Below are 8,200 nucleotides of genomic sequence, written 5' to 3'. Positions count from 1 at the left end.
CGGGGTCGCGCCGCTGTCCGCCCCGCCGCCCGCGCCGGTGCCGGAGCCCGCTCCCGCCTCGCCGCCCGAGAGGGTGCACTCGGCGAGCGCGTCCAGCCCCGTCGGCTTCTCGGCGCGCCGTCCGATGGAGATCGCGATGCGGTCCAGGGTGGACTTCCGCTTGTCCGCCAGAGGGCCGAGGATGGCGTTCTGCACGAAGTTGGGGCCACCCTCGCCCTGACTTGTGCCGAGCCGCTTGTTGGCCTCCGCGAGCTGCGTGTCCAGCAGGGCGAGGTTGCGGTCCACCTCGGCCTGGGCCTGCGCCGGGATCGCCGGGAGGGAACCGGCGACGGCGGGGCAGCTTATGGTCTGGGCGGCCTTGGTGGACGCCTTGGCGTCGCTGCCACCGTCGTCCTGATCGGCCATGGCGGCTCCCACCACGACGGCCGCACAGGTGATACCGCCGATCGCGCCGGAGACGAGGATTCTCCGGCGGTGCAGTAACGGAAGGCCACGCGACATCTGATCACTCACCTCGTTGAGGTCGGACAGGGGGTGTGTCTCGCGACGCGCCCTCTCCCCCCTCGGAGCGTCACAAGGTCTCGCGCCCATGAGTACGGCCGGTGTGGCCGGTGTGTTCACCGGGTCGCGGGAAATCCCCGAAGCGGCCCCCCCGGAAAACGCCGAAGAGGCCCGGGGGCCCTGCCCCGGGCCCCTTCGGACCTTGTCTCCCGCCGTCGCGCGACGGCGGCTCAGCGGACCTCGGAGATCTCCGGGCCGCGCTGGAGCCGGTCGGCGCCGCCCGCGAACCGCGAGCCCTGCGCCTCGTCCTGCTGCACCCCGTCGGGCACCATCTGCGCGTCGTCCGGCAGCTTGAGGACGATCGGGTCGCGCGGGGCCATCGGGCCCTCGCCGCGCACCACGACCGTGTCCCGGAAGATCGCCTCCAGGAGGCTGCCGGTCTCGGGCTGCACCGCGCCCTGCCCGGAGATCACACCGCGCAGGAACCAGCGGGGCCCGTCCACACCGACGAAGCGGACCACCTGCACACCGTTCTTGCCGTCCGGGAGCTGCACCGGGACCTGGGCGCGCAGCTCCCAGCCGAGCGGGCCCTCGACCTCGTCGACGACCCCGCCCTGCTGGGTGATGCCGGTGGCGATCTCGTCGCGCACCTCGCCCCAGATGCCTTCCTTCTTGGGCGCTGCGAAGCCCTGGAGCTGCACGGCGCTGTCCCGCAGCACCACGGTCGCGGCGACGATCGCGTCCCCCGCGACCTCCACCCGCAGCTCCATGCCCTCGACGCCGGGTACGAACAGACCACCGAGGTCCACCCGGCCCTCGCCGGGCTCGCGCACCTCGGATACGTCCCAGGGGCCCTCGGGGCGCGGGGCCGGCGGCAGGCTCACCCGACCGGCCTCCACGGGTGCGGCGGTGTCCTCAGCGCCGTCCGCGTCCTCCGCGTCCTCGGCCAACTCGTCGGAGGTCACGTCGAGCGACTCGACGTCCTCCTTGCTGCGCTTGCGGCGACGTCCGAACACGTCATCGTCCTTCCCGGTCGGAACCGACCGAAGCGTACCTATTCCCGCCCGTTGCCCTGCCCGTTGTGCCGTCCACTGCGGCATGACCGCCGGTGGACCCGAAGCCCCCTTCGGCCCGCGCCGACCCGGGAAGCTCCGCCACCTCCTGGAAGCGCACCTTCTCGACCTGCTGGACGACCAATTGAGCGATCCGGTCGAAGCGCTCGAACCGCACGCTCTCGCGCGGGTCCAGATTGACCACGATCACCTTGATCTCTCCACGGTACCCGGCATCGATGGTCCCCGGGGCATTCACCATGGCTACGCCGCAGCGGGCGGCAAGTCCGGACCGTGGATGCACGAAGGCGGCATACCCCTCCGGGAGCGCGATAGACACTCCGGTGGGCAGAACCGCGCGCTCCCCCGGAGCCAGCTCGGCCGCCTCGGTGGTGACCAGGTCGGCCCCCGCGTCGCCGGGGTGGGCGTACCCGGGGATCGGCACCTCGGGGTGCACCCTGCGGATCGGCACGTCGATGGGCAGCGGACTCATGGGTTCACCTCGAAAGCGCGCGCGACCTTCACCTGGTCCGGATCGGCGAGCGCCGCGTCGATCTCCTCCGCCCGGCCGTTCTCGACGAAGTGGTCCACCCGCACCTCTATGAAGAGGGCCTGCGCCCGCAATGCGACGGGGCCGTCCGGAGCGCCGAGCCGGCCCGTGGCCGAGCAGTAGACCTTACGGCCGTGCACGGCGGTCACCCGTGCCTCCAGATGCAGCTCGGTGCCGACCGGCACGGGCCGTACGAAGTCGGTCTCCAGCCGCCCGGTCACCGTGATCACCCGCTGGAGCCAGTTGAGCGACCCGAGCGTCTCGTCCAGCGCCGCGGCCAGCACCCCGCCGTGGGCCAGGCCCGGCGCGCCCTGATGGCCGGTGCCCACCGTGAACTCGGCGGTGACGCTCACGCCCTCGCCCGCCCGCGCGATCAGCCCCAGGCCCCCCGGCTGATCGCCGCAGCCGAAGCACTGGTCGTAGTGCGCCCCGAGGGGCTTCCCGGGCGCGGGCGCGTCGGGGTGGCGCACGGGTGCCGTGGCACCCTCCGGCGGCGTCAGCCCTGTCGTTCGTCCAGTCACAACGGCTGACCTTACCCGCGAGAACAGTCCGGTTCGGCGGCCATGCCAAGCTGATACGCATGCAGCCTTACGAAGAACGCCTCAGCGCGCCCCGTTCCTGGTGGTTCATCGCCGTTCTGATCGGGGTTTCCGTGGGGGTGATCATGCTGCCGTTCGGCACGCTGCCGATGCTCGGCGGGCTGATCGGCGGTGCGGCGCTGGCCTGCGTCGCGGTGAGTTCGTACGGGTCGGCCCGGGTGCGCGTGGTGGCGGACTCGCTGGTGGCCGGCGAGGCGCGGATCCCGGTGTCGGCCCTGGGGACCCCGCAGGTGCTGGACGCCGACGAGGCGGCGGCCTGGCGAAGCTACAAGGCCGATCCGCGGGCGTTCATGCTGCTGCGCAGCTACATCCCGACCGCGCTGCGGGTGGAAGTCACCGATCCGGAGGACCCGACACCGTATGTGTATGTGTCCACACGGAATCCGGAGGCGCTGGCCGCCGCGCTCACGGCCGTGCAACCCGCCTGAGCGGGCGCGCGAGGGGCTCACCCCTCCAGGGACGGCGGAAGGCCCCAGGGAACCTGCTTGGCCCGCAGATCCTTGCGGACCTTGCGTGCGAGCCTCTTGGTGTCGCGCCGGTTCATCGCGGCACCCACGGTCGCGCCGACCATGAAGGGCATCAGGACCGGCATGTTCCGGAAGCCGCGTCTGACGACCTGCTGCCGCAGCTCACGCCTCATCTGGACGCCCAGCGCCGCGTTGACGCTCGCCGGCTGGGCGACGTCGATACCGCGCTCCTCGGCCCAGCAGCCGAGATATCCGATGGCGCGCCGGCGCACCGTACCGGGCGCCCGCACGCCGTAGACCTCGTGCAGCTCGGCGATGAGCTTGAACTCTATGGAGGCCACGCAGACGATCTCCGTGGCCAGCTCGGTGGGCATGGCGGGCGGGGCCGGCAGCGTCGCCGCTGCACCGACGCCCGCGCCCACTGTGGCGGTGCCGCCCGCGGCACCGGCCACCAGTCTGTCCGCGAGCTCTTCGGGGCCGAGCCCCGGGAACTGCTTGCGCAGCGTCGCGAGATCGCGGACCGGAACGCGTGGAGCATTGACGATGATCCGGTCGGCGACCGCGTAGACCCCCGCTCTCGCGCGCTCACCGCCTCTTCGCACACCGCGGCCGAGGCTGGTCGCGAGCGAGGCCATCCGGCCTCGCTCGGCCTCGTCCACGTCGTCGTGCTCCGCCTCCACGCCGACCCCGCGGCTCAGGCCGCGCAGTCGCGGCAGATCGGCTGGCCGTTCTTGGTCTCGGCGGCCAACTGGCTGCGGTGGTGCACGAGGAAGCAGCTCATGCAGGTGAACTCGTCCGCCTGACGAGGCAGCACCCGGACGGACAACTCCTCATTGGAGAGGTCCGCACCGGGCAGCTCGAGTCCCTCGGCCTGCTCGAACTCGTCGACGTCGACGGTGGACGCCGACTTGTCGTTCCGCCGGGCCTTCAGTTCCTCGATGCTGTCCTCGTTGACGTCATCGTCGGTCTTGCGTGGGGTGTCGTAATCCGTTGCCATGTCGCTCTCCCCCTCTGGGTGTCTGTGGTGTCTCCAGCGCACGTAACGCGTGAGAGGCCGGACTTGTGCCCGACCCGAGGCGGAGATTTTGCCTCACATCAAGGTCTGTTACTCAATCGACACCCAACCGCACCCCTGAAGAGGTGATCGGGTTGGATGGCCATCGGGACCGTACACGGTCCGAATGTCGCACTCGCATGCGCCATGACGTGTACTTCCCGTGATCACGGTCCCCGAAAACCCGGATTTTCCCGGCTTTCCGTCAACCGCGACGATCACGCAGAGTATATGGCCGGAAAATCGCCCATGTGATCGATCACACAGCCTACCTCGGGTGGGCGGATCACGAAAATTCCGCCCAAAGCGAACACCTCCCGAGCAGGCCCCCGGCCTCGGGTTTCCCGGCGTCAGACCGGGAGTACCACCCGCATCACCAGGCCACCTCCCTCACGCGGCTCCGCCGCGATCCTGCCGCCGTGGGCGCGGGCCACGGACCGCGCGATCGACAGCCCGAGGCCGACGCCCTTGTCGCTGCCGGTGCGCTCGGTGCGGAGCCTGCGGAAGGGTTCGAAAATGTTGTCCATCTCGTAGGCGGGGACCACCGGACCGGTGTTCGCCACCACCAGCACGGCCTGGCCCGGCCGGCTCTCGGTGGTGACCTCCACCCAGCCGTCCTCCGCGATGTTGTACCGCACCGCGTTCTGCACAAGGTTCAGCGCGATCCGCTCGAGCAATACTCCATTGCCCTGGACCACCGCCGGAGCGCGCCCGCCGCGCAGCTCCACGCCCTTGCCCTCGGCCTCCGCCCGGACCTGCTCCATCGCCTGGGAGGCCACCTCGGCGAGATCCACCGGCTTGCGGTCGACGATCTCGTTGTCGCTGCGGGCCAGCAGCAGCAGCCCCTCCACGAGCTGCTCGCTGCGCTCGTTGGTGGCCAGCAGGGTCTTGCCCAGTTGGACCAGCTCCGGGGACGCCTGCGGGTCCGAGAGCTGCACCTCCAGCAGAGTGCGGTTGATCGCCAGCGGGGTGCGCAGCTCATGCGAGGCGTTGGCGACGAACCGCTGCTGGGCGGTGAACGCCCGGTCCAGACGCTCCAGCATCTCGTCGAAGGTGTCGGCGAGCTCCTTGAGCTCGTCGTCCGGGCCGTCCAGCTCGATCCGGCGGGACAGGTCCGAGCCCGCCACCTGACGCGCGGTCCGGGTGATCCGGCCGAGCGGCGAGAGCACCCGCCCGGCCATCGCGTAGCCGAAGGCGAAGGCGATCACGGACAGCCCCAGGAGGGCTATCAGGGAGCGGCGCAGCAGCCCGTCCAGGGCCAACTGGCGCTGCTCCTTCATGCAGGTGTTCAGGACCGCGTTGAACTGGTCCGGGCTGCTCTGGCCGATGATCTCGGGGCAGGTGTTGTTGGTCGGCTGGACACTGCCGCCGACCAGCTTGAACGGCAGCTCGTTGCCGACGTGCAGGGCCTGGGCGGCCAGCAGGTAGATGATCGTCAGCAGCACCACCCCGGCGATCAGGAACATCCCGCCGTACAGCAGGGTGAGCCGTATCCGGATCGTGGGGCGCAGCCAGGGGTTGGGGCGCGAGGCGCCCTGCGGATCCCAGCTCGGCTTGGGCGGTGCCGTCGGCGGCAGCGGGGTCGGAGTCGTCGCCATGCCGGATCAGATCCGGTAACCCGAGCCGGGGACGGTGACGATCACCGCGGGCTCGCCCAGCTTGCGGCGCAGGGTCATCACGGTCACCCGCACCACATTGGTGAACGGGTCGGTGTTCTCGTCCCACGCCTTCTCCAGAAGCTGCTCCGCGGAGACCACGGCGCCCTCGCTGCGCATGAGCACCTCCAGGACCGCGAACTCCTTCGGCGCGAGCTGGATCTCCTTGCCGTCCCGGAACACCTCGCGGCGGTTGGGGTCCAGCTTGATCCCGGCGCGCTCCAGGACGGGCGGCAGGGCGACCGTCGTCCGGCGGCCGAGCGCCCGCACCCGCGCGATCAGTTCGCTGAAGGCGAAGGGCTTGGGCAGATAGTCGTCCGCGCCGATCTCCAGGCCCTCCACGCGGTCGCTGACGTCGCCGGAGGCGGTGAGCATCAGGACCCGGGTGGGGATGCCGAGTTCGACGATCTTGCGGCAGACGTCGTCGCCGTGCACGAGGGGCAGGTCCCGGTCGAGGACGACGACGTCGTAGTCGTTGACCGCGATGCGCTCCAAGGCGGCGGCTCCGTCATACACGACGTCGACGGCCATGGCCTCCCGGCGTAGTCCGGTGGCCACCGCATCGGCGAGCAGTTGCTCGTCCTCGACGACGAGTACGCGCACGTCGTTAGTCCTTCCTTGATTGCCGCACTGGGCATGATCTCGCCAAACTCGATGAGTGTTCGGCGCCTCCATCCTGCCTCGAAGTCTCATAAACCGGCGGTAAGAGGGATCGCCGCGGGATCCCGGAGCCCGATCATGGACGCGGTGGTGGGGGCGGCAGCGGCTGGAACGCCGAATTCAGATTCTTTCGGGGCCCGAGGTTTCCGCCCAGGACGGGGTGGGGAGGACGACTGCACACCCGCGATCACGCCTTGTCTCCGGCATCTCTGACCCTCATTGCCGTCGGCAAGGGCCACGCACGTGATCGTCCCGCCGTCGGCACACCCCCGTGCCACCGACCCACGACGAGGGGGCGCACATGGACGCGTTCACCGCAGGCATTCTGCAGCGCATAGAGAACACCAAGACCGATCTCATTCGCGCCCGTGAGACGGGCGACGATTTTCTTGTGGACGTGGAGCAGTCGGAGCTGGAAGACCTCCGTCGCCTCGCCGCCGAGCACGGTGTCGAAGTAAGCGCCTCGTTCGCTTGATCCCTCGTGGATTCCGGACCCGATCCAGATCCGGATTCCGCTCCATGTAGCCGATTCCGATTCACCTCCGGATGGTGATCCAGAAAGCATCCGGTAACCACGCCGAAGCGCCCCGGTGTCCTCGTGACTCCGGGGCGTTTCCGTGTGTGGGCGGTGAGTGTGGAGCGGGGGCGTAACGGGGGCGTGTGGACCGGGAGCCTGAGGACCCGGGGGCGGGATCAGTCGTGCCAGGCGCCCAGGTCGTCCAGAAGCCCCCTCAGCGGCTCGAAAAGGCCGGGGGCGGCGGCGATGGTCAGCTCCGTGGAGGCAGGGACGCCAGGCCGCCCTCCGGTGAGCGCGCCCGCCTCGCGCGCTATGAGCGCACCGGCCCCGAAGTCCCAGGGGTTGAGCCCGCGCTCGTAGTAGCCGTTGAGCCGCCCGCAGGCCACATCGCACAGATCGATGGCGGCCGATCCGCCGCGCCGGATGTCCCGCACCCGCGGCAGCACATCGTTGAGCACCCTGGCCTGCCCGATGCGGCGCTCGCGCACATACCCGAAGCCGGTGCCGATCAGCGACTCCTCCAGCGGGGCCGCGGGGCGGCAGTGCACCCGCTCCCCGTTCAGCCGGGCGCCCTGGCCCAGGACCGCCTGGAAGGTCTCGCCGCGCATCGGGGCGATCACCACCCCGACGACCGTCTCGCCGTCCTGCTCGGCGGCGATGCTGACCGCCCACGACGGCAGGCCGTAGAGGTAGTTCACCGTGCCGTCGAGCGGGTCGATCACCCAGCGCACCCCGCTACTGCCCGCGCTGTCGGCGCCCTCCTCCCCGAGCACTCCGTCCAGCGGGCGGCGGCGCGCGAGGAGGTCGGTGATCAGCTTCTCGGCGGCGATGTCCATCTCGGTGACGACGTCGATCGGGCTGGTCTTGGTGGCCGCCACCCCGAGGTCGGCCGGGCGGCCGTCGCGCAGCAGGTCCCCCGCGCCACGGGCGGCCTCCAGCGCCGTCTCGAGGAGTTCGGTCATGAGCGGGTCGGTCATCGTGCTCCTTAGCGGATTGCCCGGACGGGCGGCGGCGGTGGCGGGGCGGGGACGCTCAGTCCGAGCCCGCGGCGGCGGGGCGCGGCGAGCGGGCCGGACAGCAGCCCACCGGGCATACGTCATGGCTCGGGCCGAGGGCGCCCAGGGCGCAGCGCTCCGGGGCGGCCG

At 70.8% G+C, this 8,200-nt stretch carries 10 protein-coding genes and 1 pseudogene; 2 read left to right on the top strand and 9 right to left on the bottom strand.

Annotated elements, in window-relative coordinates:
- The 4 genes and pseudogenes from KN815_RS43295 to KN815_RS43280 all read right to left on the bottom strand — a co-directional run.
- A pseudogene (locus tag KN815_RS43295) lies at positions 1-501 on the bottom strand (hypothetical protein); the annotation flags it as partial.
- Between the two features lie 230 nt (positions 502-731).
- Complete coding sequence (locus tag KN815_RS43290) at positions 732-1,517, bottom strand: DUF3710 domain-containing protein (RefSeq protein WP_093465219.1); 786 nt, start codon at positions 1,515-1,517, stop codon at positions 732-734.
- Position 1,518: 1 nt separating this feature from the next.
- On the bottom strand, positions 1,519-2,046 hold the full coding sequence (dut, locus tag KN815_RS43285) for a dUTP diphosphatase (protein ID WP_216347240.1): 528 nt from the start codon (positions 2,044-2,046) through the stop codon (positions 1,519-1,521).
- Complete coding sequence (locus KN815_RS43280; RefSeq protein WP_216347239.1) at positions 2,043-2,624, bottom strand: PaaI family thioesterase; 582 nt, start codon at positions 2,622-2,624, stop codon at positions 2,043-2,045. Before KN815_RS43280 ends, dut begins: the two co-directional genes overlap by 4 nt.
- A gap of 59 nt (positions 2,625-2,683) precedes the next feature.
- Here KN815_RS43280 and KN815_RS43275 point away from each other — a divergent pair, with 59 nt between their 5' ends.
- Positions 2,684-3,130, top strand: a complete 447-nt coding sequence (locus tag KN815_RS43275; RefSeq protein ID WP_216347238.1) for a DUF3093 domain-containing protein — start codon at positions 2,684-2,686, stop codon at positions 3,128-3,130.
- Between the two features lie 17 nt (positions 3,131-3,147).
- Here KN815_RS43275 and KN815_RS43270 read toward each other — a convergent pair whose 3' ends face one another.
- From KN815_RS43270 to KN815_RS43255, 4 genes are all read right to left on the bottom strand, one after another.
- Positions 3,148-3,849: a hypothetical protein gene (locus KN815_RS43270; protein ID WP_216347237.1), complete on the bottom strand. Its 702-nt coding sequence runs from the start codon at positions 3,847-3,849 to the stop codon at positions 3,148-3,150.
- 14 nt (positions 3,850-3,863) lie between these two features.
- Positions 3,864-4,166 carry a DUF4193 domain-containing protein gene (locus KN815_RS43265; protein ID WP_009714537.1) on the bottom strand — a complete coding sequence of 101 codons (303 nt, stop codon included), beginning with the start codon at positions 4,164-4,166 and terminating at the stop codon, positions 3,864-3,866.
- A 407-nt stretch (positions 4,167-4,573) separates the two neighbouring features.
- Positions 4,574-5,821 carry a sensor histidine kinase gene (locus KN815_RS43260; RefSeq protein ID WP_216347236.1) on the bottom strand — a complete coding sequence of 416 codons (1,248 nt, stop codon included), beginning with the start codon at positions 5,819-5,821 and terminating at the stop codon, positions 4,574-4,576.
- Positions 5,822-5,827: 6 nt separating this feature from the next.
- On the bottom strand, positions 5,828-6,481 hold the full coding sequence (locus KN815_RS43255; protein ID WP_014055413.1) for a response regulator transcription factor: 654 nt from the start codon (positions 6,479-6,481) through the stop codon (positions 5,828-5,830).
- 358 nt (positions 6,482-6,839) lie between these two features.
- On the opposite strand from KN815_RS43255, the gene KN815_RS43250 reads away from it, so the two are divergent.
- Positions 6,840-7,013 carry a hypothetical protein gene (locus tag KN815_RS43250; RefSeq protein ID WP_014055412.1) on the top strand — a complete coding sequence of 58 codons (174 nt, stop codon included), beginning with the start codon at positions 6,840-6,842 and terminating at the stop codon, positions 7,011-7,013.
- A gap of 218 nt (positions 7,014-7,231) precedes the next feature.
- Here the strand turns inward: KN815_RS43250 and KN815_RS43245 are convergent, their stop codons facing one another.
- On the bottom strand, positions 7,232-8,032 hold the full coding sequence (locus KN815_RS43245) for an inositol monophosphatase family protein (protein ID WP_216347235.1): 801 nt from the start codon (positions 8,030-8,032) through the stop codon (positions 7,232-7,234).
- Between the last annotated feature and the right edge of the window lie 168 nt (positions 8,033-8,200).

Origin of the sequence: Streptomyces niphimycinicus (genome assembly GCF_018883605.1) — a bacterium.
In the GTDB taxonomy this organism is placed as follows: domain Bacteria; phylum Actinomycetota; class Actinomycetes; order Streptomycetales; family Streptomycetaceae; genus Streptomyces; species Streptomyces niphimycinicus.
This window is presented reverse-complemented; position numbering and strand designations above follow the sequence as displayed.

Excerpts from the sequence above, each read along its gene's own strand:
- KN815_RS43260 (WP_216347236.1), bottom strand. The coding sequence starts at position 5,821 with ATGGCGACGACTCCGACCCCGCTGCCGCCGACGGCACCGCCCAAGCCG.
- dut (WP_216347240.1), bottom strand. The coding sequence starts at position 2,046 with ATGAGTCCGCTGCCCATCGACGTGCCGATCCGCAGGGTGCACCCCGAG.
- KN815_RS43250 (WP_014055412.1), top strand. The coding sequence starts at position 6,840 with ATGGACGCGTTCACCGCAGGCATTCTGCAGCGCATAGAGAACACCAAG.
- KN815_RS43245 (WP_216347235.1), bottom strand. The coding sequence starts at position 8,032 with ATGACCGACCCGCTCATGACCGAACTCCTCGAGACGGCGCTGGAGGCC.
- KN815_RS43265 (WP_009714537.1), bottom strand. The coding sequence starts at position 4,166 with ATGGCAACGGATTACGACACCCCACGCAAGACCGACGATGACGTCAAC.
- KN815_RS43275 (WP_216347238.1), top strand. The coding sequence starts at position 2,684 with ATGCAGCCTTACGAAGAACGCCTCAGCGCGCCCCGTTCCTGGTGGTTC.